Consider the following 25,791-nt stretch of genomic DNA (forward strand, 5'->3'; position numbering starts at 1 on the left):
CTGCTTTCCAGTAGTCTTGACCCCCAATGAGCAACCCAGAGCGGCCCCACGCAATGTCAGTCCAGCTTGCGCGTGAAACGCGCGAGCGCTTCGTTGCCGCCACCGAAGGGGTGATCGCGCCCACCGCGCAGGCCATCCGCGAACGGCTCAATGCGCTGGCCAGCCAGACCGGCAACGCGCGCGAGATGCACCAGCACCGCGACGACTTCGTTGCCTTCCTCGAGCAGGAATCGCGCTGGGTCAACCTGGCCCAGTCCGGCTGGCGCCGCGCCCTGCAGAGCATGCAATCGGGCAGCTCTTCGCTGCAGTCGCTGGGCAGCCTGGAACTGATCGGCGACGAGGTGGTCGAGAACAACATCCTGTCCTCGCGGCTGGCGCTGGTGATCCAGGACAAGGCCAGCTTCGAGCTGAACGACCTGCGCCTGCGCATGCAGCACCTGGAAAACACCAGCGAGCTCAGCAGCAAGGACGTGCTGCGTCCCGAAGTTCTGGCCAAGCTGCTGGTGGATCAATGGCTGGCGGCTGGCCTGACGCGCGCCATGTGGACCAAGGTGCAGGACGTGGTGCAGCAGCAGATGCTCGAGGTCATCCTGACTGCCTACAAGGACGCCAATGCTTTCCTGATCGGCAAGGGCGTGATGCCGGAGATCGACCTCAAGGGCTTCGTCAAGCGCGCCCACGGCGCGCCTTCGTCGGCGCCGATGAACTTTGCCGGCGCGGGCGCCGGACGCGGCATGACCATGGATGCGCCGCTGCAAGGCGCCATGTTCGCGCCGGCGGCCATCGGCGTGCAGAACGCCGGCGCCGGCCGCTTCGGGGCGGGCGCCGCAGCCAATGGCCCGGGCGCGATCGACATTCCCCTGGGCGGCTCGCCCTTCGTCGTTGCACGTCAGCGTGCCCAGGGCGTGCTGAGCAGCCTCAAGCGGTTTGTCACGGCGCGCATCGGCAGCGACTTCGTCGGCGGCAGCGGTGCCATGTCGCCCGGCGGCGGCGTGGGCGGCGGACGAGGCGTGCAGCCGGGCGCTGCCTCGCCGGTGTTCGTGCAGGCCATCATGGACGCCGAAGTGGCCTATCGCGCCGCCTCGTCCCAGTATGTGGTGGGCGACGAGGCCACGGCGATCCAACAAAGCGCGGTCGACATGCGCCGCCGCACGGCCGAACTCAAGAAGAAGGCGCCCACTACGGCCGACAAGGCCACGGTCGAGATCGTCGCCCTCATGTTCCAGGCCATCCTGGCCGAAGAGCGCATTCCTTTTTCGGCGCGCGTCTGGTTCGCGCGCCTGCAGATGCCGGTGCTGCGGGTGGCGATCGCCGAGCCCGAGTTCTTCGGCACGCTGCAGCATCCGGCCCGCATGCTGATCGACCGCATGGGCTCGTGCGTGATGGGCTTCGACGCGGCCGCCATTTCCGGCAGCGCGCTCGAAGGCGAGATCCGCCGCGTGGTGCAGGTGATCGAGCAGTATCCCGAGACCGGCCAGCGCGTGTTCAAGCTGGTGTTCGACGAATTCGTCGCTTTCCTCAACAAGTACCTGACGCAGAGCGACGCCACCCAGCGCCTGATGAGCGTGGCGCAGCAGGTCGAGCAGAAGGAGACGATGGCGATCCAGTACACCATCGAGTTGCGCAAGATGCTCAACGACATGCCGGTGCGCGAGGAGATCCGCGAGTTCCTGTTCAAGATCTGGGCCGAGGTGCTGGCCCTGGCCGCGCTGCGCTACGGCGCACAAGACCAGCAGACCGTGACGCTCAAGCGTGCCGCCGCCGATCTGGTGTGGGCCGCCAGTGCCAAGCCCAACCGCAACGACCGCGCCCGCGTCATTCAAGACCTGCCCAACCTGCTGCAGCGCCTGCGCCAGGGCATGGCGCTGCTGGGCATCGAGGGCGATCCGCAGGAGCAGCACATCAAGGTGATCGGGCAGACCCTGGCCGATGCCTTCATGTCCAAGACCGACGCCATTCCGTCGGCGCAGATCGACGCCATGGCCAAGCGCCTGGCCAACCTGGAAGATTTCGTCAGCGACGAAGGCGCGACAGATCTGCCGCTGGACGCCGCCAGCATCGAACTGCTGCTGGGCGTGGACGCTGCCTCCATCGAGGTGGTGCCGGACACCGGCACCAAGGTCGGCGACGAAATGCTGGCCTGGGCGCACGACCTTCAGGTGGGCAACTGGTTCATGCTCGACCACAACAACCGGCCGACGCAGGTGCAGTTTGTCTGGCGCAGCGATCGCAAGCAGCTGCATCTTTTCGCGGCGCCCGGCGGGCGCAGCTTCCTGATCCAGGTCGGCCGCCTGGCCTCCTACCTGCAGGCGGGCCTGCTGGTGCCGGCGGAAGAAGAAACGCTCACCGTGCGCGCCACGCGCGAGGCGCTGGCCAAGCTGGACGCCAACCCCGAGCGCCTGCTGGACTGATCAGGCGCTCAGTGCGCGACGCGCTCGTCGGCGTCGTCGCAGAGTTCGTCCAGGATCAATGCATCCGGCTCGATGCCGGTGCTCCAGTGCACCATCAGGACGATGATCTTCAGCTCTTCCAGCGCCACCGGGTCGCCCGGCGCGGCCATGGCGCGTTCGATCACCACCTCGCGCATGCCGGGCGGCAGGGCCTGGCTGCTGTCGAGAAAGCTGAGGAAGCCCAGGCATTGCGCGCCCAGATGGTCTTGTTCGGCCACCGAGTAGACCCGCATGGCGCCGCTGGACTGGGCCAGCGCCACTTCGGCGGTGCGGCGCTCGCCGACGGTGAAGCTGTGGTCGTTGTCGGCGCTGCGGGTCAGTGCGATGCCCTGGGTCGCCATGCTGAGGCCGTCGAGCCATTGCAAGGCGTCGCGGATCTCGTCGTCCTCGAAGCCATTGGCACTGAGTTTGCGGCCCAGTTGCTCGGGTTCGGGGCAGGCATCGCCGCGCCAATAAGTTTCATACACGAACACAAGCACGTCATACATGGGCCCAATATAGCCGACTCATGTTGGCTGGCAATTGGTATCAAGGAGGCGCCGGGCCGCCCCAAGCTTTCTTGCGCCCCTCGGGGGCCGGCCCCGGCGAGCCGGGGCCTGGGGGGGGCTCAGCCCTGGGCGATGCGCTGAAACAACCCGCCGGGCAGGCGCGCGACGCGGCCCTCCAGTTCCAGCTCGAGCAGTTGCGCCTGCAATTGCGCGGCCGGCCAACCGGTGCGGGCCACCAGTGCATCGAGGCTGACCGGGTCGTGGCCCAGCGCGGCCAGCAGTGGCGGCTCGTCCTGTGCAGCCGGCGCTGCGATGTCGGTTGGCGCGGACGCCCCGGCGGCGCGCAGGTCCAGGTCCTCGAAGATGTCCTGCACGGTCTCCACCAGCTTGGCGCCCTGGCGGATCAGCGCATGGCATCCGCGCGACTGCGGCGCGTGGATGGAGCCCGGAATGGCGAACACGTCCTTGCCTTGCTCCACCGCCAGTCGCGCCGTGATGAGCGAGCCCGATTGCAGCGCCGCCTCGACCACCAGGGTGCCGCGCGACAGGCCGGCGATGATACGGTTGCGCATGGGGAAGTTCTGCGCGAGCGGCGGCGTGCCCAGCGGGAGTTCGCTCACCAGCAGGCCTTGTTGGGCGATGCGGTGCGCCAGGTCGCGGTGCCGGGCCGGATAGACCCGGTCCAGTCCGGTGCCCACCACGGCCACGGTGGCCAGGCGATGGTCGCTGCCCGCGGCCTGCAATGCGCCTTCGTGCGCGGCGCCGTCGACGCCCAGCGCTAGGCCCGACACCACCGCCACGCCGGCCTCGCTCAGCGCTTGCGCAAAGCTGCGCGCATTGCTGGCGCCCTGCGGCGTGGGATTGCGGCTGCCGACGATGGCCAGGCTGCGCGAGAGCTGCGTCAGGTCGAACTCGCGCGGGCCCATCAGGTACAGCACCAGCGGCGGGTCGCTCATCTCGAGCAGCGAGGACGGATAGCCAGCATCGCCCAGCGTGACCATGCGGCGATTGCCAGGCGCGGCGCTGAGCCAATCCCAGGTCTGGTCGGCCAGCGCGGCCAGCTTGGGCGGAACCTGCGCCAGGGCCAGGGCCTGCGCCTCCGACACCACTTGCAGCAAGACCGCGTGCGGCTGCGCGAAGACGGCTTCAGGCAGGCCGAAGGCCGCGAGCAGCTTGCGCGCCACACCATCGCCGACCCCGGGGGTCAGCGTCAGTCGCAACCAATAAAGGAGTTCGTCGCGGGCTGGGCCCAAGGAAAGGTGAAAAGATGTGCCTACGGATTGACCAGCAGGTCACCGGCTTTCGGCACATCGCTGATCTCGAGGACCAGAGCGTACGACACCTTTTCGAAGGGACGGAAAACCATCAGCAATCCGATGCGCTCATTCGGCAATTTGAGCGTTTCCTTGGTGCCGTTGGTCTTGTCGGTGATGACTTCGCCATTTTTCAGGATGGCCAGCACGTTGCCGCTCTCGATGCCGTCGCGCAGGCCCTTGTTGATGGCCACCACCTGGTTTTGCGCCGCGAACTGCACCGCGTTGCCGTAGACCGAAATGATGCGGCCACCGTCCATCGGGCCGGCCGGGGCGTGCGGCGTATAGCTGACGAGCTGGCGCGGCGGCTCGGGCAGCAGGCGGTCGCCAGCGCGCACTTCTTCCTTGGCCGCGATCAGGTCGATGGTGGCCGGCACCACGCTGGTGACCAGCTTGCCATCCTGCATCTGCGACTCGACGGTCTGGCTGCGCTGCAGCTGGGCCCGGCCCAGGTACTGGGCTTCGTAGCCGAGCACTTCGCCGCTGGCCGGATCGACCAGGGGCGTGGCGTTGCGGAAGATGCGGAACTGCTTGATCGGGCCCGAGGTCTCGATCAGCGGCGATTCGGAATTGCCGATGGCGTAGGCCCGATCGCCGCGGGCCAGCAGCACGTGGTTGTCGTTGCCGGCCACGATGCGCGGCGCATTGGCCAGGGTGTTCTCGTCGACCACCACCGGCTCGGTCAGGAAAGGCTCGATCAGGCTGGGCTTGAGCGTGGGCAGGGCCATGCCGGCCAGCGATTCGTAGCGCGTGCGCGGCGACAGCTTGATGGTGCCGCCCGTGCCGCTGCCGGCGCGGGTGGACAGGCGCGCGCGCCCGTCGGTCTTGTCCAGGTACAGCACCTGGCCGGGATAGATCAGGTGCGGATTCTTGATGTCCGCCATGTTCATGCCCCACAGCTCTGGCCAGCGCCATGGGCTCTTCAGGTACATGCGCGAAATGGCCCACAGCGTGTCGCCGCGCTTGACGGTGTATTCGTCAGGCGCGCCCGCCGCCAGATCGCTCACCGGGATGCCGGCCTGTGCCGTCGCCTGGGCGGTGGCACGCTGCTTGGGGGTGATGGGGTAGTTCTGCGCATGCGCCGCCGATACGCCGGCGCCGAGCACTGCAAGCGCCGCCAAGCTGGCCAGCAGATGGGGTCGGAAAAGACGGCGGTGGGCGGATCGGAATGTCTTCATGGTTGGATGATGTGCATGCGCAGAAAATGAGAGGCACGCCTTCGAACAAATCCTCACAATTTGCAACGAATTCTGCGCTGAAGCCCTTGAGGGGGCAACGTTTATCAGGCTTTGCGAGCGCCCCCATCCCTGGAAGTGGCGAAAATAGCGACAACCTACGATCTCTCCATGGCGAAAAGAAACATTCTTAGTTACCCGGACCCGCGCCTGCACACGGTGGCCAAGCCGGTGCAGGGCGTCGACGCGCGCATCAAGTCGCTGGTGGCCGACATGCTGGAAACCATGTACGACGCCAACGGCATCGGCCTGGCGGCCACGCAGGTCGACGTGCATGAGCGCGTGGTGGTGATCGACGTGTCGGAAGAACGTAACGAACCCCTGGTGCTGATCAATCCCGAAATCGTCTGGGCCAGCGAGGACAAAGTGCTTAACGAAGAGGGCTGCCTGTCGGTGCCCGGCATCTACGACGGGGTGGAGCGCTCCACCTCGGTACGGGCGCAGGCGCTGGACCTCGACGGCCAGCTGCGCACCATCGAGGCCGAGGGCCTGTTGGCGGTGTGCGTGCAGCATGAGCTGGACCACTTGCTGGGCAAGGTGTTCGTCGAATACCTCTCGCCGCTCAAGCGCAACCGCATCAAGAGCAAGCTGCTCAAGCTGCAGCGCGAGGACCAGCGCGAAGCGCAGCAGCGCACCAGAAGGGCTTGAAGACCATGCGCGCAGGCCGTGCCGTTTGCCGCGCCGCCGCCGCCATCGCGCTGGTGGCACTGGCGGCCTGCGCCAGCGAGCCGACCCGGGTCCAGCCGGGCGCCACCCGGGCCGACACCTTGCAGCGCCTGGGGCCACCCACCGCCACCTACCCGCTCGCCCAGGGCGGCGAGCGGCTGCAATATTCGCGCGCGCCGATGGGCTTCGAGGTCACCAACATCGACCTGGACGCCAGCGGCCGGGTCACGTCGGTGATCCAGGAGATGGACGAGTTCTATTTCGGCGACACCATCCAGGTCGACAAGTGGCGCGAGGTCGATGTGCTGCGCACCTACGGCCGCCCCTATGAAATCACCCGCGTGAGCTCCTTCAACGGCAACGTCTGGTCCTGGCGTTATCTCCAGATCAACAACCCGCGCTTTCTCTACATCTACCTCGATCCCCAGGGCGTGGTGCGGCGCTATCACACGGGTGACGACCTGAGGTACGACGAGGGTCGTCGGTTCCGCCCGTGAGGGTCGTTTTCGCAGGAACGCCGGAGTTCGCACGCTCGGCGCTGGAAGCCATTGCCGCCACTGGCGGCGATCTCGAAGTCGTGCTGGTGCTGACCCAGCCCGACCGCCCGGCCGGCCGCGGCATGAAGCTGCAGGCCTCCGCCGTCAAGCAATGTGCGCTGGCCCATGGTTGGCCGGTGGCCCAGCCGCGCAGCCTCCGGCTGGACGGCAAGTACCCTGAAGATGCCGCCGCCGCCCGCGATGCCCTGCTGGCAGCGCGTGCCGACGTGATGGTGGTGGCCGCCTACGGCCTGATCCTGCCGCAGTGGGTGCTGGACATGCCGCGTCTGGGCTGCCTGAACATCCACGCCTCGCTGCTGCCGCGCTGGCGCGGCGCCGCGCCGATCCACCGCGCCATCGAGGCCGGGGATGTCGAGACCGGCGTCACCATCATGCAGATGGACGCGGGACTGGACACCGGCGACATGCTGATGGAAGAGCGCGTCGCCATCGCCGACGACGACAGCACCGCCCGCCTGCACGACCGCCTGGCCGAGCTGGGCGGCCGCCTGATCGTCGAGGCCCTGCACGCCGCCCGGGCCGGCACCCTGAAGCCGGTGCCGCAGCCGCAGGGGGGCGTCACCTACGCCCACAAGATCGAGAAGCACGAGGCCAAGATCGACTGGACGCAACCGGCCGCCGTGATCGCCCGGCGCGTGCGCGCCTTCGATCCTTTTCCCGGCGCCAGCAGCGTGATCGACGGCGAAGTCGTCAAGCTCTGGGCCGCGCGCGGCGAGGCGCAGGATCCCGCTGCTGGCAACGCGATGCCCGGCACCGTGCTGGACGCAGCGCCCAGCGGCATTCGCGTGGCCACCGGCGAGGGGCAGCTCATTGCCACCGAACTGCAGCGGCCCGGCGGCAAGCGGCTGCCGGCGGCCGACTTTTTGCGAGGCTTCGATCTGAAGGCCGGACAGGTCTTCGAGAACTGAAGCCGGATGTTCTTTCTTTCTTCCGTACGGCGCGAACCGACGTTCAGAGAAGGCCTGCGCGACATGGCGCCGGTGGCGCTGGGCATCGGCGCCTGGGGGCTGATGACCGGCGTGGCCATGGTCAAGTCCGGCATGAGCGTGGTCGAGGCCGTCGCCATGACCTTGCTGGTGTATGCCGGCAGCTCGCAGCTGGCTTCCATTCCGCTGCTGGTGGCGGGCGCGCCCTTCTGGGTGGTGCTGGCCACCGGCTTTTGCGTCAACCTGCGCTTCGTGGTGTTCAGCCTGCACCTGCGGCCTTACCTGATGCACCTGCCGCGCTGGCGCCGCATGACGCACGGCTATCTCACGGCCGACATGAGCTATGCCATGTTCACCAGCCACTACCCCGAGCCGCCCAGCACCGACGCGCAGCGGCGCAGCCAGGAGGCCTACCTCACCGGCGGCTACTTCGTCACCTGGGCGTCGTGGATGGGCATGAGCCTTATCGGCGTGGCCCTGGGCAACCTGATCCCTCAAAGCTGGGGCCTGGGCTTTGCCGGCGTGCTGAGCCTCGTGGGCATCCTGTGCTCCATGGCGACTTCGCGCCTGCGCGTGCTGGCCGCCCTCATCGCTGGGGCGACGGCGGTGGCGGCCTATGCCTTTCCGCTCAAGCTCAACATCGTGGCGGCCATCGGCGTCGCGGTGATGCTGTGCTTCTGGATCGAGAAGGGCTTCGTGCCGAATCCGGCGGCGGAGGACGACGCATGACCGACTGGTGGACCTTGGCGGTGATCGTCGGCCTGGCCGGCGTCACCGTGCTGACGCGCTGCTTCTTCTTCATTCTCGACCGGCCCTGGGGGCTGCCGGACTGGGCGCATCGCGCCTTGCACTACGCGCCCATCGCCGCGCTGGCGGCGGTCGTCATCCCCGAGATCGTCATGACCAGCGGCCACCTGGTGCCCAACCTGCACGACGCACGCATCTACGCATCACTCGTGGGCGCCGCCTACTACTTCTGGCGGCGCGGCGTGCTGGGCACCATGCTGGTGGGCATGGCGGTCTACCTGCCGCTGCACCTGGGGCTGGGCTGGTAGCCCCTCCCGTCCTGTCGTCTCGAATCAGTCCAGCTGCACGCCGGCGGTCTTGATGACCTTGCCCCAGCGATCGCTCTCGGCGCGCGCGAGCTTGTAGAAATCCTGCGGCGTGCCGGGCAGCGGCTCGAAGCCGAACTCGGCAAAGAGCTTGGCCACCTTGGGCGCCTGCATCGCCTTCTTCAGCTCGCCATTGAGTCGGCTCACCGCTTCGGGCGACATGCCGGTTGGGCCGATCAGACCGTGGAAGGCATAGGCGTTGACGTCCTTGTAGCCCAGTTCGACGAAGGTCGGTACATCAGGCAATGCGCCGGCGCGCTGCGGCAGTGCGATGGCCAGCACCCGCACCTTGCCCGACTTGATGATCGGCAGGCCCGAGGCCAGGTCCAGCATCATGGTCGGCACCTGGCCGCCCATCACGTCGGTCATGGCCGGCGCGGCGCCCTTGTAGGGCACGTGCTGGATGTTGATGCCGGCCTTCTGCTTGAACAGCTCCATCGCCATGTGATGCGGCGAGCCGTTGCCGGGCGAGGCGTAGCTCACCTTGTCGGGGTGCGCCTTCACGTAGGCGACGAACTCCGCCACCGTCCTGGCCGGGAAGTCCGGGTGCACCACCAGCGCCACCGGGAAGCGGCCGATGGTGCCGATGTAGGTGAAGTCGGTCGCCGGCTTGTAGGGCAGCTTGGCGAACATGTGCTCGTTGAAGAGCAGCGCCGCGTTTTCGGCCTGCATGATGGTGTAGCCGTCGGGCTTGGCCTGCATCAGCACCGACACGCCGATATTGGTGGAAGCGCCGGGCCGGTTGTCGATGACGATCGGCTGGCCCAGCGAGGGCGACATCGCCTCGGCCAGCGCGCGCGCCAGGTTGTCGGTGCCGCCGCCGGCCACGTAGGGCACGATCCAGCGCACCGGCTGGCTGGGGTAGGCGCTTTGCGCGGGCGCATGGCTGGCCGCGGCCAGCATCAGGCCGGCGGCGATCAGTCGCAGGAATTTCTTCATCGCTTTGTCTCCAGGGTTGTCGAAAGGAAATCAGCTGCGCAGCACTTGCCACAGCGCGCGGTCGCGCTCGGCGGTCCAGATGCGCGGGTGCTCGATGCCGCTCAGTTCGTCGAAGGCGCGTGACACGTCGAAAGGCAGCACGTGCTGGAACACCGGCCAGTCGCCGAAGCGCGGCGCCATGGCCTGCTCGGCGCGCTGGAAGCAGCCGCGCAAGCCTTCGCCTGCGGCAACGCCTTCGCGCACGCTGACCAGCAGGGTGGAAAGGAAGTCCTTCGTGAGGGCGATCGCTTCGGCGCAGGCGCCGGCGCTTTGCAGTACCGCGCCGCGGCCGGGCACCAGCACCCGGGGCTTGAGCGCAGCCACTGCATCCAGGGTGCCGGCCCAGTCCTGGATGTAGGCGTCGCCGGCATAGACGCCGCAGTGGTTCTCCACCACGTCGCCCGAGAACAGCACGCCGCAGTCGGGCAGCCAGGCCACGGTGTCGCCGCCGGAGTGGCCGCGGCCCAGGCACATCAGGCGCACTTCAAGCCCGCCCAGCCACAGGTTCATCTCGCGCTCGAAGCTGATGGTGGGCACGGTGAGGCCGGGAATCTCTTCCACACCGGCGAAGAGGCGCGGGAAGCGGCCCACTTCCGATTCGAAATCGGCCTGGCCGCGCTCGCGCACCCAGTCCAGCGTGCCCTGGCTGGCGATGACGGCTTGCGCTTCTTCAAAGGCGCTGGCGCCCATCACGCGCACCGCGTGGTAGTGCGTCAGGACGATGGTGCGTATCGGTTTGTCGGTGACGGCGCGTATGTCGGCCAGGAAGTCGCGCGCCATGCGCGGCGTGGGCCGGGTGTCGATCAAGACCACCTGGTCGTGGCCGACGATGAAGCCGCAGTTGGGATCGAAGTCGCTGATGTAGCCGTACACGTCGGGCGCGAGTTCGCGCAGCTGGGGCTTCTGCTCGCGGGTGTCTGACGCGGAGGCGAAGGAGACGGAAGCGGTCATGCGTGGATGTCTTGTGGTGTGGATTCGCGTGCGGCGGCGATGCAGTCGAGCAGCACCGCCGGGTCGCCGCACTGGTTGGCCAAGAGCAGCACCAGGCGCGCATTGAGGTCGGCGCTTTGCGTCTCGCTGAGGCCTTCGTGGGACTGCAGCCAGGCCGCGTAGAAGCCGTCGGGGTCGAGGATGTGGGGCTCGGTGATCATGCTTCTTCTAGTGTTCAGCGCAGCGACATGGCGCGGCGCACGAAGGCTGCGATGGATCGCGCGTCGGGCTTGGCGAGGCAGGCTGCGCGATAGGCATCGGGGCGCACCAGCACCAGGCTGCCTGGCGGTGGGTTGCCCAGATGGCAAGCCAGCGGCTCGCTGGCTTGCAAGGTGGGCAGGCCGCTGTCGCCGCCGACCGCCAGCAAGCGCAGCGGCAAGCTGCCTTGCAGGTTGACCGCTTCGGCGGCTTGCGCGTGGGTGGGTGCGAACCACAAGCCGAGGCACTGCGTGCCGCCATTGCCGCGCAGCAGTTCCATCACGCTGGTCGGCGTGCCGTCCTGCATTGCAAGCGGGATGTTCTGTACCGTCATCGCACCCTCGGGCAGGTGCGGCGCCGCCGGATAGTCGTTGGCGACCGACATGCGCCCGGTGTTGACCAGCGCGCGGGCAAAGGGGTGGCGTGCCGCCAGGTCCACCACGGCGCGCCGCATCACGTGCTCGGCCTGGCTGCGCGGTGCCAGGAATCGCGCCGAGCGGCTGGTGACCTGCAGGTTCTCCGCCGCGGCCGGACGCCGCTCGGCGTCGTAGCTGTCCAGCAGTTCATCGCCGGCTTGGCCTTGAACCACCAGCGCCAGCTTCCACCCGAGGTTGGCGGCGTCCTGGATGCCGGTGTTGCCACCGCGCGCGCCGAAGGGGCTCACCACGTGGGCGGCGTCGCCGATGAAGAGGATGCGGCCGTGGCGGAAGTTGTCCAGCAGGTGGTCGCGGTAGCCGTAGGGGCCGATCCAGACGAACTCGAACTCGACGTCCGGCCCGAGTTGCTCGCGCAGGCGCGCGCCGGCCACCTCGGGCTTGCTGATCTCGGCCACGTCGCAGTCTTCCGGCATCTGGTAGTCGATGCGCCAGACGCCATCGGCCATCAGGTGCTGCCAGACGCCGCGGCCTTCGTTGAAAGGCGCGTCGACCCAGGTCCAGCGCTCGGTGGGCAGCGGCTTCCTGAAGCGCACGTCGCTGATGCACCAGCGGTCGGTGCTGCGCGAGGGATGCGCGTCGATGCCCAGCTGCGTGCGGATCGGGCTGTTGGCGCCGGTGGCGTCGATCAGGTGGTCGGCCTCGATCGTGTAGGAGCCGGCGGGCGTCTCGATCTCGACGCGCACGCCGCCCTGCAGCGGCGTCACCTGCGTCACCCGGTTGTTCCAGCGCAGGTCGGTCAGACCCAGCTCGAGGACGCGTTCCACCAGGAACCACTCGACATAGAACTGCTGCAGGTTGATGAAGGGTGGCTGCACCGACACCGAATCGGCCTTCAGGTTGAAGCTGTAGACCTCGCGCTCGCCCGAGAAGGTGCGGCCGAAGGACCAGGTGATGCCCTTGTCGGCGATGCGCTGGTAGATGCCCAGCCGCGCGAAGATCTCCAGGCTCTTTTGCGCATAGCAGATGCCGCGCGAGGAGGCGCCGCGCACGCCCACGGTGTCGTCGTCGTCCAGCAGGATGGCGCGCACGCCGCGGCTGGCGAGGTCACAGGCCAGCGTCAAGCCGGCGGGGCCGGCGCCGACGATCACGATGGGGTGGCGCGTCGTCTTGTCGCTGTTCAGTTCCGGCGGGGGCAAGAAGGGCCAGTGCGGCAGCTCGTACTCGGGCGCGAAGGTGTAGCTCGTCATCGTTCTTCCGGCTTCACAGGGCCTGCGCCCATTGCGCAATCGCCTCCGCTGCCTGCGGCACCAACTGCGGCTGGCCGGCCAGGTAGTGGTTGCCGCCCACGATGTCGACGTTGCGGATGCGCTCGCCGCCGGCGGCCAGCCAGGCATCGCGGGTACTGGGAAAAGTGGACTGGTCGGCGGTGTAGGTCAGCAGCAGCAAGGGCACCGAGGTACGTGCCAGGTTGCTCGGCCCGTCCGCCTGCGAGCGCGAGGACCATTGCGACAGGAAGGCCGTGAGCGACGTGGTGCGCCCCATCGCATTGGCCGAGTAGTTCACCGCGCGCGCATCGCCCCACACGCTGCCGGGCGCGCGGTCGTTGGCGTCGAGCGAGAGATCGACGCAGCGCGGATCGGCATGGGTGCGATAGACCACAAAGCTTTGGTCGCGCGGGGCGCCGGGCGTGGCACGCAGTTGCGCCAGGCGCTCGATCGCCCAGTGCTCGATGCGATCCAGCCGCGCTTTCTGCGCGGCGGAGAAGCGCGCCAGGAAGTCCGCGTCGTAGGGCATGCGGTGCCGGGCGTCGTACATGTCGAGTTCCGGATCGACCGACAGCGGGTCGTGCTCGTCAGTGACGGAAGGATCGATCCAGTCGCGCATCAGCCGCGAGCGGCCCAGGTGCGCGGCGCACAGCGCGATGCCATCCACCGGCGGCAGGTCCGACGGATGCAGGTGCGTCGGGTCGCCGTCCGGGAAGTGGTGGGCCGTCAGCTGCTCGGCCTGCGCCTGGTAGAAGCTGGCCAGCGCCGCACCGCCCGAATTGCCGATGAGAAACACCTTCTCGTAGCCGGCATGGCGAAGGTACTGCACGCCGGCCCCCAGGTCCTGGATGGCACGCTCCATCAGCAGCACCGTGTCGTTGCCGGCATAGCGCGAATTCAGGCCCATGCAGCAGATGCCGCGCGCGGCCAGCGGGGCGATCAGGTAATGCCCCATGAAGTTGCTGGTCGGGTGCATCACGATGGCCGCGATCTTCTTGCGGTCGGCCGGCGGTGCCACGAAGGCGCCGTAGATTCGCGGGCGCAGCATCTGCAGGCCCGATTGGCTTTCCAGCGCTGCACCCGGCTTGACGTCGATGACGGCCAGTTGCGGATCAGCCATGGCGCGCTCCCTCCCCGGCGGCGATCGATTGCGCCTTGCGCATCGACCATGCATCGAGTTCGGCGCGTGCGCGCAGCGCGTGCGCGTCCATCGTCGCCTTGGTCACCGTGGGGGTGGTGAATTCCAGGCGGATGCCGTTGGGGTCGAAGAAGTAGATCGACTCGATGATGTGGTGGTCGGTGACGCCCAGCACTTCCACGCCGGCGGCTTCCAGCCGCACCTTGGCGGCCAGCAGCGCGTCGACCGAATCGACCTGCAGCGCCAGGTGGTTCACCCAGGCGGGGGTGTTGGGCGAAGGCTGGGCCTTCTGGTTGTCGCCCAGGTCGAAGAAGGCGATGTAGGAGCCGTCGGCCATCTGGAAGAAGATGTGCACGTAGGGGCAGTACTCGCCGGTGCTGGGCACGTGGTCGCTCTTGATCACGTGCACCAGCGGCAGGCCCAGCAGGTCTTCGTAGAAGTGGCGGGTTTCTTCGGCGTCGCGGCAGCGCCAGGCGAAGTGATGCAGGCCGCGCACCGGCACCGCCGGCAAAGGGAAGGGGGCATTCATAAGGGCGGCATTGGGCGCCGCCATGGCTCATGAATCAAACGAAATCAATTCATGAATTCATAAGCAAAGCATATTGGTTGCCGGCCAGCATGGGCCCATCGAGCCGCCTTCCGGTGCAAGCGGTGCGAAACCTAAAATCCGGCTTTGTCTTTCCAGTCTTCGGGCTTGCCGCCCGCCCATTCCCAATTTCCTCCCATGAACGTCCTCCGCTTCACCGATCTGTGCGCCCAAGGCAAAGCTGCCGGGCAACGCGTGTTCATCCGCGCCGACCTCAACGTGCCGCAAGACGATGCCGGCCGCATCAGCGAGGACACGCGCATCCGCGCGTCCGTGCCCTGCATCCGCCAGGCGCTCGACGCCGGCGCGGCGGTGATGGTCACCTCGCACCTGGGCCGCCCGACCGAGGGCGAGTTCAAGCTGGCGGATTCGCTGGCGCCGGTCGCCGCGCGCCTGGGTGAGCTGCTGGGCCGCGAGGTGCCGCTGGTTGCCAACTGGGTCGAGAACGGCGTCGACGTGAAACCGGGCAACGTGGTGCTGCTGGAGAACTGCCGCCTCAACAAGGGCGAGAAGAAGAACGATCCGGCCCTGGCGCAGAAGATGGCCGCACTGTGCGACATCTTCGTGCACGACGCCTTCGGCACCGCGCACCGCGCCGAGGCCTCGACCTACGGCATTGCCCAGTACGCCAAAACCGCCTGCGCCGGACCGCTGCTGGCGGCCGAGATCGACGCCATCACGCGCGCCCTGCGCGACCCCAAGCGCCCGCTGGTGGCGATCGTCGCCGGCTCCAAGGTCAGCACCAAGCTCACCATCCTCAACAGCCTGGCCAGCAAGGTGGACCAGCTCATCGTCGGTGGCGGCATTGCCAACACCTTCATGCTGGCCGCCGGCCTGTCCATCGGCAAGTCGCTGGCCGAGGCCGACCTGGTCGACCAGGCCAAGTCGGTGATCGAGGCCATGCGCGCGCGCGGCGCGGCGGTGCCGATTCCGGTCGACGTGGTGTGCGCCAAGACCTTTGCGGCCGATGCGCCGGCGACCGTCAAGGCAGCCAATGAAGTGGCCGACGACGACCTGATCCTGGACATCGGCCCCAAGACGGCAGAGATGCTGGCAGCGCAACTGCGCCAGGCCGGCACCATCGTCTGGAACGGCCCGGTGGGCGTGTTCGAGTTCGACGCCTTCGCCAAGGGCACCGAGGCGATCGCCCGCGCCATTGCGGACAGCAGCGCCTTCTCGATCGCCGGCGGGGGCGACACCCTGGCGGCCATCGCCAAGTACGGCATCGAGGACAAGGTGGGCTACATCTCCACCGGTGGCGGCGCCTTTCTGGAAGTGCTGGAGGGCAAGACGCTTCCGGCCTTCGAAATCCTGGCCAAGCGGGCGCAATGAAGCGGGCCGGGCCACGGCTCGGCGGTCTCTATTCGGTGCGGGAATTTCAGTTATGCAGTCACAAATATCACATAGCGCAATGATATATTTCTATGTGAGATAGCCACAACGAATCACCAGGAGACTCGCACCATGGACGCCGTCCGCCTTCCTCGCCACGCCACCAAGATCGTGGCCACGCTCGGCCCCGCCACCAACACGGTCGAGATGATCGAGCAGATGATCCACCACAAGGTGAGCTGCATGCGGCTCAACTTCAGTCACGGCACCGCGCAGGACCACATCGAGCGCGCTGCCATGGTGCGCGAAGCGGCCCGCCGCGCCGGCCGCGAGATCGCGATCATGGCCGACCTGCAGGGTCCGAAGATCCGCGTCGGCAAGTTCGCCGAAGGCCGGGTGCGGCTGGAAGCGGGCGCCAAGTTCATCCTGGATGGCGCCCGTACCGAACTGGGCGACATCAACGCCGTCGGCCTGGACTACAAGGACTTGCCGCGCGACGTGAAGCCGGGCGACCGCCTGCTGCTCAACGACGGCCTGATCGTGCTGTCCGTCGACGCCGTGAAGGGCGAGGCCGTGCATACCACCGTGCGCCTGGGCGGCGACCTGTCCAACAACAAGGGCATCAACAAGCAGGGCGGCGGCCTTACGGCACCGGCCCTGACGGCCAAGGACATGGAAGACATCAAGACCGCGATGAGCTTCCAGGCCGACTACGTGGCGGTGAGCTTCCCGAAGAACGCCACCGACATGGAAATGGCGCGCCAGCTGTGCAACGTGGCGGCCGCCGAGTTCGGCCACAAGCCGGCCCTGATCGCCAAGATCGAGCGTGCCGAGGCGATCCCGAAGCTGGAAGAAATCCTCTCCGCCAGCGACGGCATCATGGTGGCGCGTGGCGACCTCGCGGTGGAAGTGGGCAACGCCGCCGTGCCGGCGCTGCAGAAAAAGATGATCCGCATGGCGCGCGAGATGGACAAGGTCGTCATCACCGCCACGCAGATGATGGAATCCATGATCACCAACCCGGTGCCCACCCGCGCCGAGGTGAGCGACGTGGCCAACGCCGTGCTGGACGGCACCGACGCGGTGATGCTGTCGGCCGAGACGGCCTCGGGCAAGTACCCGCTGGAGACGGTGCAGGAAATGAGCCGCATCTGCGAGGCGGCCGAGGGGGCGGAAGACCTGCGCCTGGATGCCGACTTCAGCGGCCAGAACTACAGCCGCATCGATCAGTCGATCGCCATGGGCGCCCTGTTCACCGCGCACCACCTGGGCGCCAAGGCCATCGTGGCGCTGACCGAGTCGGGTTCGACCCCGCTGTGGATGAGCCGCCATCGCGCCCACATCCCTATGTACGCGCTCACCTCGCGCCTGGCGACCCAGCGCAAGATGGCCCTGTACCGCAACGTGCGCCCGCTCCTGATGAACTCGGAAAGCGATCGCGACACGGCCCTGGCCCAGGCCGAGGCGCACCTCAAGCGCCGCGGCATCGTGCAAAGCGGCGACATCTATGCCATCACCTGCGGCGAACCGATGGGCGAGCCGGGCGGCACCAACATGCTCAAGATCTGCCGGGTGGCCTGAGCCGCTTCGCTCGGCGGCGTCTCAAGAGGGCGAGCGCATGTCGAAAGCCGCGGCAAAGGCCTCGGCTGCAGCTTCGAGGTTGCGGTTGCCGGCGTCCGAGCTGCGCCAGACCAGCGCGAGCTTGCGAACCGGCGCACGGCGCCCGAGGCTCACTTCGCGCACGCCATAGGCATCGACCAGAGGACGCCGGGGCCGGGGCACGACGGAAACCCCCAGGCCCTGCGCAACCATGGCGACGATGGCGTCGACCGAGCGCAGTTCCAGCGTGCAGCGCGCATTCGGAACCTGGCCGCGCACGTACCGCGCGGCCACGCGTCCTCCAGGGATCGACAGGTCGTAGCCGATCCAGTCGCAGGCCTCGAGCAACTGCCTCGGCGTCCTCGCGGTGGCGTCCGGCGGCGCCAGCAGCACGTAGGGCTGGCGATGCAGCTCCCGCCAGACGAGCCGGCGCGAGCCGCCGGATTCCGGCCTGACGAGCAAAGCCAGGTCGAGCCGCGCCGCCTTCAGTTCGGACATCAGTTCGCCGCTGTCGTTGAGCGGCGGCACCACCACATCCAGCGAAGGATGCCGCTGGCGAAGCACGTGAAGCGCCCGCGGCAGCACGTCGCTCTGCATGCTGGTGATCACGCCGATCCGGACCCGGCCCGCTACTTCCACTGCCGGGCGAACGCGGAGCATCTGGAGCCTGTGCGAGAAGTCGCCGACGGCCTCCATCACCTCGCGCGCAAAGGCAGTGGGCGCCACCACGCGGGTCGAGCGGTCGAACAGCGGCTTGCCGAAATACTGCTCGAGCTGCTTGACCTGCAGGCTTACCGCGCTCGGGCTGCAGCCCACGGCGGCGGCGGCCGCGGTGAAGCTGCCCTGCTCGAGGATGGTTCTCAACGTGACCAGCATGGCGAGATTCATGAGAAATCCTCACAGTTGACGTTTCAATATATCGCTTTACTCATTTCATGTCATACCTACGATCGTGTTGCCATGAACACCACCCGACATCCTTCTTTCGCACTCGCCAAAAGGCTGGCATGCATGCTGGGGCTTGCGCTCGCCGCGTGGCAGGCGCAGGCGTCCGACGCCTGGACGCCCGAGCGCGCCATCCACCTGGTCTCGCCCAGTCCACCGGGCGGCGGCACCGATGCCATCTGCCGCCTTCTCGCGGCCAAGCTGGGCGAACAGGCCAAGTGGCAGGTTGTCGTCGACACCAAGCCCGGTGCGGGCAACAACATCGGCATGGATTTCGGCGCGAAGTCGCCGCCCGACGGCTACACCGCCGTGCTCGGCGAAACCAGCAACCTGGCGGTGAACCAGTTTCTCTACAGCAAGCTCAGCTTCGATCCCGTCAAGGATCTCGCGCCGGTGGCGCTGGTCGGCACCGGCGTGTCGGTGCTGGTCGTGCGGGCCGACAGTCCGTTCGACAGCCTCGCGGCCCTGCTTTCGGGCGCGAAGAAGAAACAGCTCGCCTATGCGTCCTCGGGCAACGGCACGGTCGGGCACCTGGTGGCCGAGAACCTGCGCGTCACGGCGGGGGCGAACCTGCTGCACGTGCCCTACAAGGGCGGCGGCCCGGCGATGGCGGACATGCTCGGCGGGCAGGTCGATTTCTACATCTCCTCGCTGGTCTCCGCGCTGCCGCTGATCAAGGGCGGCAAGCTCCGCGCGCTCGCGGTGACCTCGGGCGCCAGGGACGTGTCGTTGCCCGATGTGCCCACCTTCATCGAGAGCGGCTTCAAGGGCTTCGAGTACTACACGCTCTACGGCGTCGTGGTGCCCGCGAAGACACCGGAGCACATCGTCCGGACCATGAATCGCGAAATCAATCGCGTGCTCGATTCGGCGGAGGTCCGCGCCAGCCTGGCGGCGCGCGGCGTCTATGTTCGGACCGGCACGCCCGAGAGCTTCGACGCCTTCCTGCAGGGCGAGCGAAAGAAGTGGGCGGCGCTTGTCAAGGCCACCGGCGCGACCGCGGAATGACGCAGCCCCGCATCATGGCGATCCCGCCGTCCGACGACCATCCGCAGGCGGCGGCGGTGGTGGACCTTCGCAGCGACACGGTGACGCTGCCGACCGCGCAAATGTACGAACGCATGGCCCGCGCACCGCTGGGCGACGACGGACTCGACGGCGATCCGACCGCGCAGGCGCTGGAGGCCGCGACCGCCGACATGCTCGGAAAAGAGGCCGCGCTGTACGTGCCGAGCGCGACGATGGCCAATCTCCTGGCCATCCTCGCGCAGGCCGGGCGCCAGGAACTCGTGCTCGCCGAAGCGGCATCGCACATCTACCTGATCGAACGCGGCGCGGCCGCGCTGACCGGCACCTTCTACCAGGGCATCGCGGGCGTCGATGGCGCGATGGACCTGGACCTGCTGCACGAAGCGCTCGAACCGGGCCGCAACAAGCTGCGAGCCGCCCTCGTGTGCGTGGAGACCTCGCACAACAATGCCGGCGGCGCGGTCCTGCCGCTCGCGCACATGCAGGCCGTGTTCGAGGCTTCGAAGCAAAGGGGTGCCGCCGTCCACCTCGACGGCGCGCGGCTGATGAACGCGGCGGTGGCGCTGGAGGTGCCGGCGGCACGCATCGCCGCCTTCGCCGACACCGTGGCGCTGTGCCTGTCCAAGGGGCTCAGTGCGCCGATGGGCGCGGTGCTTGCCGGGCCAGCGGCCGCCATCGAACGTGCGCGATGGCTTCGAAAGATGCTCGGCGGCGGCCAGCGCCAGGTGGGCATTGCCGCGGCCGCGGGGCTGGTGGCCGTCACCGCCATGGTCGAGCGGCTCGCGCAGGACCATGCCAGCGCGCGCCGGCTCGCGGGCGGGGTGGGGCAAATCCCGGGCCTGTCGACCAACATTCCCCAGACCAACATCGTGCAGGTCGATGTGAGCGCCACCGGGCTCGATGCCGATCAATGGGTGTCCGCGCTCAAGAAGTTCGGCGTCCTGGTGCGTCCGTGGGGCAGGCATCGGCTGCGCTGCGTCACCCACCGCCACATCGGCGACCGTGAGATCGACCTGGCCGTGGCGGCCTTCGGTTCCGTGGCGGAAACGAACGTAGGCTGAACGCCACGCAGGCAACCCGTCAGCCCACGGTGCGTGTCGGACCCCGGCGCGAAAGCGCGTAGGCCCTGGGCCTTTGCATGCTTCGCGGGCTGGTCATTGGGCCGGCCTGGGAGGCCCCTCGGTAGAATCACGGGCAGTTCTTCACTGTCTTTCCAACAATTCCCCGCGAGGTATTCCCATGGCACTCGTTTCGATGCGCGAACTGCTCGACCACGCCGCCGCCAACGGCTACGGCATTCCGGCTTTCAACGTCAACAACCTCGAACAGGTGCAGGCCGTGATGGAAGCGGCCAAGGAAACCGGCGCGCCGGTGATCCTGCAAGCCAGCGCGGGCGCCCGCAAGTACGCCGGCGAAGCCTTCATCAAGCATCTGATTGCTGCTGCCATCGAGCAATACCCCAACATCCCGCTGGTGATGCACCAGGACCACGGCCAGAGCCCCGATGTCTGCAAGGGCGCGATCGACCTGGGCTTCAGCTCCGTCATGATGGACGGCTCGCTCGAGTCCGACGGCAAGACCATCGCCAGCTACGACTACAACGTCGACGTCACCAAGAAGGTGACGCAGATGGCCCACATGGTGGGCGTCACGGTCGAGGGCGAGCTCGGCTGCCTGGGCTCGCTGGAGACCATGAAGGGCGACAAGGAAGACGGCCACGGCACCGACGCGACCATGACGCGCGACCAACTGCTCACCGACCCCGAGCAGGCCGCCGACTTCGTCAAGCGCACCCAGATCGACGCACTGGCGATCGCCATCGGCACCAGCCATGGCGCCTACAAGTTCACCCGCAAGCCCACCGGCGACATCCTGGCGATCGACCGCATCAAGGAAATCCACCGCCGCATTCCCAACACGCACCTGGTGATGCACGGCTCTTCGAGCGTGCCGCAGGAACTGCTGGCCATCATTCGCCAGTTCGGCGGCAACATGAAGGAAACCTATGGCGTGCCGGTGGAAGAAATTCAAGAGGCCATCAAGCACGGCGTGCGCAAGATCAACATCGACACCGACATCCGCCTGGCGATGACCGGCGCGGTGCGCAAGTTCCTGGCCGAGAACCCCGAGAAGTTCGACGCCCGCGAATGGCTCAAGCCGGCCCGCGAGGCGGCCAAGCAGATCTGCAAGCAGCGCTACATCGAGTTCGGCTGCGAAGGCCAGGGCGCCAAGATCAAGGGCGACAACCTGCAGGTCGTGGCTGCCAGGTACGCCAAGGGCGAGCTGGCGCAAGAAGTCATTTAAGCCTTTCCCCACTTCTCGCAAGCCACCGTTCGCGGTGGCTTTTTTCCGCGCGCACAATCGTCCTTTCGCGCCTTTTGGAATCCTTTCCCGCTAAGAAGAGCCCATGACCACCGTCCACACCTCCTCCATCCAGAGCCTGCCCCTTCTCGCGCGCGGCAAGGTGCGCGACAACTACGCGGTGGGGGAAGACCGCATCCTGATGGTGGCCAGCGACCGCCTGTCGGCCTTCGACGTGATCATGGGCGAGCCGATCCCCGGCAAGGGTGAGCTCTTGACCCAGATGGCCCTGTGGTGGTTCGCGCGCCTGGGCCACCTGTGCCCCAACCACCTGACCGGCGAGGCGCCCGAAAGCGTGGTCACCCCGGCCGAGGTGCCGCAGGTGCAGGGCCGCTCCATGCTGGTCAAGCGCCTCAAGCCCGTGCCGGTGGAGGCCGTGGTGCGCGGCTACCTGGCCGGCAGCGGCTGGAAGGAATACCAGGAAAGCCGTTCGGTCTGCGGCGTGCCGCTGCCCGAGGGCCTGACCAACGCGGCCAAGCTGCCCGCGCCCATCTTCACGCCGGCCGCCAAGGCGCAGGCCGGCGAGCATGACGAGAACATTTCCTACGAGCGCGTGGTCGAGATGATCGGCCCCGATCTGGCGCGCCAGATCCGCGACATCAGCATCGCCATCTACCAGGAGGCGGCCGCCATCGCCCTGGAGAAGGGCATGATCATTGCCGACACCAAGTTCGAGTTCGGCCTGGACGCCGACGGCAAGCTGGTGCTGATGGACGAGGTGCTCACGCCCGACAGTTCGCGCTACTGGCCGGTCGAGGGCTACGAGAAGGCGCTGGCCGAAGGCGCCAATCCGTCCAGCTACGACAAGCAGTTCGTGCGCGACTGGCTCGAAGCCACGCGCATCCACGGCAAGCCCTGGGACAAGACCCCGCCGGCCCCACGCCTGCCGGCCGAGGTCATCGAGAAGACCGCCGCCAAGTACCGCGAAGCGCTGCAGCGCCTCACGACCTGATGTAAATACATCACAAAACACGCGGCAATACTTACTGCCCGCTAGATCAACAAATTTCCATACTTTCCTCATCTAGTTGGATGAGGAGTGACGTGATGGAAATGACAAGCGAAATCGAGGTTTCCCGTGCATTGGCTGGCGTTGCCAAGGTCAGCGCCCCGCCGCCGGACGGCCTGCAAGCCGCCATGCTGGCGCGGGTGCTCGACGAAATCGACCATGGCCTGATGCTGGTCGACCTCACCGGCCGCGTCCTGCACGCCAACCATCCGGCGCGCTGCGAGCTGGCTTCGGCCCAGGCCCTGTGCGAGCGCGACGGCATGCTGGCCGGCAGCGACGACGGGCGCCAGCGCCAGATCCGCCAGGCCCTGAAAGATGCCGCGCACGACGGCCGCAGCATCGTCGAGCTGGAGCACCACGACAGTCCGCTGTCGCTGGCCTTCATCCCCATGGCCTCGCTGCCGGGGGGCCACATCGACACCGTGCTCATCATGTGCAGCAAGCGCCAGAACTGCGCCAGCCTGACCATGCAGATGTTCGCCCGCGCCAACCGCCTGACCCGGGCCGAACAGAACGTGCTGCGCCAGCTGTGCGATGGCCACCGCGCCGAGGAAATCGCCGGCCTGCAGGGCATTCGCGTCTCTACAGTGCGCACTCACATCAAGAGCGTGCGTGAAAAGACCGGCTCCAGCAGCGTGCGCGAGATCGTGCATCGGCTGGCGCGCATGCCGCAGGTGGTGTCGGCGGCGCGCCTGGGCGTGCAAGAGGGCTGATTCCCGGCGCTGCCTGTCGTGGCGCCGCTCGTGGGCGACAGCGGCCGATATGCGCGGGCGATATAGTCCGCGCATGTCGTCTGCCGCCTTGCGCCGTCCGGCGCCGAATCCGCCGGCGCACCTCACCCTCCTGACACCGGCGGTTGACCGCCTGGCGGCCCTGGGCACCCAGCGGCGCTATCGCAAGAACACGGTGATCATCGAAGAGGGCGATTCCGGCGACTCCATCTACATCGTCATTTCAGGGCGTCTGCGCGCCTACGTGTCCGATTCGCGCGGGCGCGAAATCACCCTGGGCCTGCACGGTCCCGGTGAATACGTGGGCGAGATGTCGCTCGACGGCGGCCTGCGCTCGGCCAGCGTGCAGGCGGTGGAGCCCACCCTGTGCGCCGTGGTCACGCGTGAAACCGTGCTGCAGCACATCGCCGCCGATCCGGATTTCGCCCTGGCCCTCATCCAGCGCCTGATCCGCCGCGCCCGCCTGGCCACCGAAAGCGCCCGCAGCATCGCCCTGCTGGATGTCTACAGCCGCCTGCGCGCCATGCTCGAGCGCCGCGCCGAGCTGCAGGATGACGGCAAGCGCGTGATCGCCGAGCGCCTGACGCATCAGGCCATCGCCAGCGAAATCGGCTGCTCGCGCGAGATGGTCAGCCGCCTTTTGAAGGACCTGGAAGAGGGTGGCTACCTGGCCGTGATCGAGCGCCAGCTGGTGCTGATGCGGGACCTGCCGGCGCGCTGGTAGCACGGCTCCCGGCGCTGGCTCAGGCCAGGCCGTGGGTGCGCAGTCCGCTCGTCATGGCTGCCACCAGCCGCTGGCGCAGCGCACGGCGTACCAGGAACCACAGCGGCCACAGCAGCAGCCGCAAGTACCAGGGCCGCAGCAGGCCCGAATACAGAACGCCCAGCCGCGCATCCAGCGCCGGCGCATGGGCGGCCGGATCTGCCTTGCCCAGCGGCCATTCGGGCAAGGGCTCGGCCTCGCCGTGGCGCGGATGCAGCCGGCCCACCAGCGGGATGATCGGCAATTCCAATTCCTGCTGCTGGCCTTCGCCCACCGCATAACGCTGGCGCTGCTCGGCGCTCCAGTGCTGGAACAGCGGGTTGTCCGCATGCAGCACGAAGCGCTCGGCCAGCGCCTGCTGCGCGTTGCGGCGCCCCAGCAGGTAGTCGTGCAGCCGAAACTCGCGGGCCAGGTAGCCACCCAGGCCACCCAGGCTGGCGCCGGCCAGGTACTTGCTGGCGCATTCGCCGCTCGCCTCCTCCCGCTGCGGGGCGATGATGAAGCGGCTGTAGACATCGCCGCGCAGCGCCAGGGCCACGTCCTGCGGCCGCAGCCGGGCCTGGTCGAGCAGGGTGCGCACCAGGGCCGACAAGGTGCCGGCCAGGCTAATGGGCCGCAGCGCTTCGCTTTCCACTTTCGGCGCGCCCAGCAGCGGATCGATCAGCAGCACGGCACGCCTGGCCAGGCGGCCGTCGCGCTCGTTGCAGGCCAGCGGGTCGCCGCCGGCGAGCTCGGTGCGCACCACGTCCAGGGCGTTGTTGTCGATCAGCCCGCCATCGGCCGCATCGAACTCGAAATGGCTCTGGGCCGCCTGGCCGACCGGTTGAGGGTGCAGCACCTCGTCCGGCCCGCAGCTGCCGCCGGGTAGCACGATCGACGCCTGGCTGTACTGGCCGGCCGGCGGCGCCTGGCGCCGCGCCGGCAGAAAGAGCGGAAAGGCGGCCGAACCCAGCGCCGCCGTGGCAAAGCGCCTTCCCCAGCGCTCCCAGCCGTCCGGCGCATGCCGCTGCACGGCGATCGCCGTTTCGTCCGGGCGCGGCGCCGCAGCCGGCATGCCGCCCAAGCCGGAGAAGGCAAAGCGCATGAAGTCGCCATGCATGGCCGACAGGATCCTGCGCACGCTGCTGCGACCATTGGAGAGCGAGAAGTTGACGCCCCGCAGGTTGGTCACGCTGAAGGCCAGGCGCAAGGGATCTGCCAGCCAGCCGCGCTGCCGGGCCATTGCCTGGCTGCCGAAGTCGATGGCAGCGCGCGCCACCTGGTCGACCCGCGTGGGGTCTAGCAGCGAGCGCACGCCGTCGCCGCTTGCATCGGCGGTGCCCAGCAGGTCCGCCAGGCTGGTGCCATCGACCCAGGCGGCAAAGAGAGGGTTGGACTTTTGCGCCGCCTCGAGGCTGCCCTGGCGCACATGGCGGATCTCGTAAGGCAGGGCCGCCGCCAGCACGGCGCTGGTGAGCGCGCCCGACGAGGCGCCCGCCACCATGCGCAGGCTCACCCGGTGCTGTGGCGCATCTGCATCGCCGCGCTTGCGCGCCGCTTCCCAGGCGTCCAGGGCCTCGACGATGAAGTCGATCGCGCCGGCGCTGAAGGCGCCGCAGGAAACGCCGCCGGCCAGCGAAAGGCCGAATTCGAATGTGCTGGCTTCGTTGGCGTTCGTGCCAGTTGTCATGGATAAGCTTGCGTTCACAAACGTCAATCTGGCATTCTTGTAGATATTTGAAACAATTTACCTAGGCCGGAGAG

At 67.8% G+C, this 25,791-nt stretch carries 25 protein-coding genes; 14 read left to right on the top strand and 11 right to left on the bottom strand.

Annotation, left to right across the window (positions count from 1 at the left end; all coding sequences use genetic code 11):
- Nucleotides 1–53: 53 nt before the first annotated feature.
- Nucleotides 54–2,411: a DUF1631 family protein gene (locus tag ACIPRI_RS07525; protein ID WP_446620794.1), complete on the top strand. Its 2,358-nt coding sequence runs from the start codon at nt 54–56 to the stop codon at nt 2,409–2,411.
- A gap of 8 nt (nt 2,412–2,419) precedes the next feature.
- Here the strand turns inward: ACIPRI_RS07525 and ACIPRI_RS07530 are convergent, their stop codons facing one another.
- The 3 genes from ACIPRI_RS07530 to ACIPRI_RS07540 form a co-directional block, all read right to left on the bottom strand.
- Nucleotides 2,420–2,938 carry a DUF494 family protein gene (locus ACIPRI_RS07530; protein WP_446620795.1) on the bottom strand — a complete coding sequence of 173 codons (519 nt, stop codon included), beginning with the start codon at nt 2,936–2,938 and terminating at the stop codon, nt 2,420–2,422.
- 119 nt (nt 2,939–3,057) lie between these two features.
- Nucleotides 3,058–4,158, bottom strand: a complete 1,101-nt coding sequence (gene dprA, locus ACIPRI_RS07535) for a DNA-processing protein DprA (RefSeq protein WP_446620796.1) — start codon at nt 4,156–4,158, stop codon at nt 3,058–3,060.
- A 53-nt stretch (nt 4,159–4,211) separates the two neighbouring features.
- The gene (locus tag ACIPRI_RS07540; protein WP_446620797.1) at nt 4,212–5,429 is read right to left on the bottom strand and encodes a LysM peptidoglycan-binding domain-containing protein; all 1,218 of its coding nucleotides are present in this window, start codon (nt 5,427–5,429) and stop codon (nt 4,212–4,214) included.
- A gap of 168 nt (nt 5,430–5,597) precedes the next feature.
- On the opposite strand from ACIPRI_RS07540, the gene def reads away from it, so the two are divergent.
- Genes def through ACIPRI_RS07565 form a run of 5 tightly spaced genes read left to right on the top strand, consistent with a single transcriptional unit; the run spans nt 5,598 to nt 8,690 of the window.
- On the top strand, nt 5,598–6,134 hold the full coding sequence (gene def / locus ACIPRI_RS07545) for a peptide deformylase (protein ID WP_446620798.1): 537 nt from the start codon (nt 5,598–5,600) through the stop codon (nt 6,132–6,134).
- 5 nt (nt 6,135–6,139) lie between these two features.
- Nucleotides 6,140–6,649: a hypothetical protein gene (locus ACIPRI_RS07550; protein ID WP_446620799.1), complete on the top strand. Its 510-nt coding sequence runs from the start codon at nt 6,140–6,142 to the stop codon at nt 6,647–6,649.
- Entirely contained in the window at nt 6,646–7,617 is a 972-nt protein-coding gene (fmt, locus tag ACIPRI_RS07555; protein ID WP_446620800.1) for a methionyl-tRNA formyltransferase, read from the top strand. Before ACIPRI_RS07550 ends, fmt begins: the two co-directional genes overlap by 4 nt.
- A 6-nt stretch (nt 7,618–7,623) precedes the next feature.
- Nucleotides 7,624–8,364 carry an AzlC family ABC transporter permease gene (locus ACIPRI_RS07560; RefSeq protein WP_446620801.1) on the top strand — a complete coding sequence of 247 codons (741 nt, stop codon included), beginning with the start codon at nt 7,624–7,626 and terminating at the stop codon, nt 8,362–8,364.
- Complete coding sequence (locus ACIPRI_RS07565) at nt 8,361–8,690, top strand: AzlD domain-containing protein (RefSeq protein WP_446620802.1); 330 nt, start codon at nt 8,361–8,363, stop codon at nt 8,688–8,690. Before ACIPRI_RS07560 ends, ACIPRI_RS07565 begins: the two co-directional genes overlap by 4 nt.
- A 24-nt stretch (nt 8,691–8,714) precedes the next feature.
- Here ACIPRI_RS07565 and ACIPRI_RS07570 read toward each other — a convergent pair whose 3' ends face one another.
- From ACIPRI_RS07570 to ACIPRI_RS07595, 6 genes are read right to left on the bottom strand one after another with little or no spacing between them, the layout of a single operon-like run.
- Entirely contained in the window at nt 8,715–9,686 is a 972-nt protein-coding gene (locus ACIPRI_RS07570) for a Bug family tripartite tricarboxylate transporter substrate binding protein (protein ID WP_446620803.1), read from the bottom strand.
- A gap of 30 nt (nt 9,687–9,716) precedes the next feature.
- Nucleotides 9,717–10,676, bottom strand: coding sequence for an MBL fold metallo-hydrolase (locus ACIPRI_RS07575; protein ID WP_446620804.1), 960 nt, complete (start codon nt 10,674–10,676; stop codon nt 9,717–9,719).
- Nucleotides 10,673–10,876 (bottom strand): DUF2783 domain-containing protein, encoded by a 204-nt coding sequence (locus tag ACIPRI_RS07580; protein WP_446620805.1) that lies wholly within the window; start codon nt 10,874–10,876, stop codon nt 10,673–10,675. The genes ACIPRI_RS07575 and ACIPRI_RS07580 overlap by 4 nt, the downstream gene beginning before the upstream one ends.
- 14 nt (nt 10,877–10,890) lie before the next feature.
- Nucleotides 10,891–12,537: an FAD-dependent monooxygenase gene (locus ACIPRI_RS07585; RefSeq protein WP_446620806.1), complete on the bottom strand. Its 1,647-nt coding sequence runs from the start codon at nt 12,535–12,537 to the stop codon at nt 10,891–10,893.
- 13 nt (nt 12,538–12,550) lie between these two features.
- Nucleotides 12,551–13,675 carry an alpha/beta hydrolase family protein gene (locus ACIPRI_RS07590; RefSeq protein ID WP_446620807.1) on the bottom strand — a complete coding sequence of 375 codons (1,125 nt, stop codon included), beginning with the start codon at nt 13,673–13,675 and terminating at the stop codon, nt 12,551–12,553.
- A complete protein-coding gene (locus ACIPRI_RS07595; RefSeq protein ID WP_446620808.1) occupies nt 13,668–14,222 on the bottom strand; it encodes a VOC family protein in 555 nt (184 codons plus the stop codon). Before ACIPRI_RS07595 ends, ACIPRI_RS07590 begins: the two co-directional genes overlap by 8 nt.
- 195 nt (nt 14,223–14,417) lie before the next feature.
- On the opposite strand from ACIPRI_RS07595, the gene ACIPRI_RS07600 reads away from it, so the two are divergent.
- Both ACIPRI_RS07600 and pyk read left to right on the top strand, forming a co-directional pair.
- Nucleotides 14,418–15,611, top strand: a complete 1,194-nt coding sequence (locus ACIPRI_RS07600) for a phosphoglycerate kinase (protein ID WP_446620809.1) — start codon at nt 14,418–14,420, stop codon at nt 15,609–15,611.
- A gap of 132 nt (nt 15,612–15,743) precedes the next feature.
- Nucleotides 15,744–17,192, top strand: coding sequence for a pyruvate kinase (gene pyk, locus ACIPRI_RS07605; RefSeq protein ID WP_446620810.1), 1,449 nt, complete (start codon nt 15,744–15,746; stop codon nt 17,190–17,192).
- A 21-nt stretch (nt 17,193–17,213) separates the two neighbouring features.
- On the opposite strand, the gene ACIPRI_RS07610 is transcribed toward pyk, so the two are convergent.
- Nucleotides 17,214–18,098, bottom strand: a complete 885-nt coding sequence (locus tag ACIPRI_RS07610; protein ID WP_446620811.1) for a LysR family transcriptional regulator — start codon at nt 18,096–18,098, stop codon at nt 17,214–17,216.
- Nucleotides 18,099–18,170: 72 nt separating this feature from the next.
- Between ACIPRI_RS07610 and ACIPRI_RS07615 the strand changes: the two genes are divergently transcribed.
- The 6 genes from ACIPRI_RS07615 to ACIPRI_RS07640 all read left to right on the top strand — a co-directional run bounded on the left by ACIPRI_RS07615 (nt 18,171) and on the right by ACIPRI_RS07640 (nt 24,009).
- Complete coding sequence (locus tag ACIPRI_RS07615; RefSeq protein WP_446620812.1) at nt 18,171–19,163, top strand: Bug family tripartite tricarboxylate transporter substrate binding protein; 993 nt, start codon at nt 18,171–18,173, stop codon at nt 19,161–19,163.
- Nucleotides 19,160–20,245, top strand: coding sequence for a threonine aldolase family protein (locus ACIPRI_RS07620; protein WP_446620813.1), 1,086 nt, complete (start codon nt 19,160–19,162; stop codon nt 20,243–20,245). The genes ACIPRI_RS07615 and ACIPRI_RS07620 overlap by 4 nt, the downstream gene beginning before the upstream one ends.
- Nucleotides 20,246–20,423: 178 nt before the next feature.
- A complete protein-coding gene (fba, locus tag ACIPRI_RS07625; protein ID WP_446620814.1) occupies nt 20,424–21,488 on the top strand; it encodes a class II fructose-bisphosphate aldolase in 1,065 nt (354 codons plus the stop codon).
- A gap of 103 nt (nt 21,489–21,591) precedes the next feature.
- Nucleotides 21,592–22,497 (top strand): phosphoribosylaminoimidazolesuccinocarboxamide synthase, encoded by a 906-nt coding sequence (locus ACIPRI_RS07630; protein WP_446620815.1) that lies wholly within the window; start codon nt 21,592–21,594, stop codon nt 22,495–22,497.
- 95 nt (nt 22,498–22,592) lie between these two features.
- A complete protein-coding gene (locus ACIPRI_RS07635; RefSeq protein WP_446620816.1) occupies nt 22,593–23,267 on the top strand; it encodes a helix-turn-helix transcriptional regulator in 675 nt (224 codons plus the stop codon).
- A 73-nt stretch (nt 23,268–23,340) separates the two neighbouring features.
- A complete protein-coding gene (locus tag ACIPRI_RS07640; protein ID WP_446620817.1) occupies nt 23,341–24,009 on the top strand; it encodes a Crp/Fnr family transcriptional regulator in 669 nt (222 codons plus the stop codon).
- Between the two features lie 19 nt (nt 24,010–24,028).
- Here ACIPRI_RS07640 and ACIPRI_RS07645 read toward each other — a convergent pair whose 3' ends face one another.
- Nucleotides 24,029–25,717, bottom strand: a complete 1,689-nt coding sequence (locus ACIPRI_RS07645) for a patatin-like phospholipase family protein (RefSeq protein ID WP_446620818.1) — start codon at nt 25,715–25,717, stop codon at nt 24,029–24,031.
- Nucleotides 25,718–25,791 lie beyond the last annotated feature (74 nt).

This window comes from Variovorax sp. LARHSF232 (assembly GCF_052871435.1).